General features: G+C 35.3%; 2 protein-coding genes. Both read left to right on the top strand.

All coding sequences use genetic code 11. The features are described 5' to 3' along the window. Positions 1-529 (top strand): UbiX family flavin prenyltransferase (locus HCK02_RS13880; protein ID WP_167630687.1); only part of this gene is annotated, 529 nt, incomplete at its 5' end. Continuing rightward, complete coding sequence (gene lpdD / locus HCK02_RS13875; RefSeq protein ID WP_167630686.1) at positions 522-923, top strand: prenylated flavin chaperone LpdD; 402 nt, start codon at positions 522-524, stop codon at positions 921-923. The genes HCK02_RS13880 and lpdD, both read left to right, overlap by 8 nt. The last annotated feature ends 146 nt before the right edge of the window (positions 924-1,069 follow it).

The following is a 1,069-nucleotide window of genomic DNA, read 5'->3' as shown; positions in this document are numbered from 1 at the left end:
CTCGTATGCCATTGATCTAGTAAAGAAAATGAAGCAATATCCTGAAATTGAAACACATGGAATTATTAGCAGCTGGGCAAAAGAAAATTTGAAATTAGAAGCAGAAATGAATTGGCACGAATTTAAAACCTGGTTTGATTTCGTTTATTCTGCCAATGATCTTGGGGCAACCATAGCAAGTGGCTCTTTTTTGACAGAAGGAATGATTATTATTCCGGCAAGTATGAAAACAGTGGCATCCATTTCTACAGGACTTGGGGATAATCTTATTTCAAGAGCAGCAGATGTTATTTTAAAAGAACAGAGAAAATTGATCCTAGTTCCGCGAGAGACGCCTTTAAGCGTCATCCATCTTGAAAATTTAACAAAGCTAGCCCGAATAGGATGCCATATTATTCCTCCAATTCCGGCATTTTATCATCATCCACAAACAATTCAAGATCTATTAGATCACCATTCTATGAAAGTGCTGGATTCTATGGGCGTTAAAAATCAAACGGATAGACGTTGGAGCGGGGCAAATGAATAAAGTAAAAGAATTTTCCATTTCTCAAGAAAACTTCACCATGCAAGCAGATGTTCAAATTATTGAAAAAGATATTCTTATCATTTTGACAGGAGGGACAAACCCACACATTGGAACGATTACTACTCGTCAAATGAATGGACAGATACAGAATACAGCATTTCCAAGTCATGATGGTCGTTTTCACAAAGACGATATTCTAGCGAGGACTGTTATTCAAAAAATTTCTTCCTTATTGGTTGGGAATCTAGTTGTAACATCAGGCATCCATGTTAATCATATTTCAAAAAAACAAATTCAGGCATCTTTTGAAATGGCCGCTATACTGGGAGAGCAAATAGCCGATTGGTTGAAGGACTATGATTTTGAAAAAGTAGAACCGCCAATTTATCTATGAATCAAGACTTAATAAAAACAAGATTTCAAAGGCTAGAATTTCTTAATTGCACAAAGTTTGATAATAAGCTTTACAAAGTATAGAGCACAAAAGAACAGATAAATACAAGGTTGCCTATTCTTGGATTTATAAAAAGTATTATGGAG

It is taken from the genome of Listeria valentina (assembly GCF_011800755.1).
Taxonomy (GTDB): domain Bacteria; phylum Bacillota; class Bacilli; order Lactobacillales; family Listeriaceae; genus Listeria; species Listeria valentina.
The sequence above is the reverse complement of the archived record's forward strand: the minus strand, read 5'-3'. Positions and strand labels throughout refer to the sequence as shown.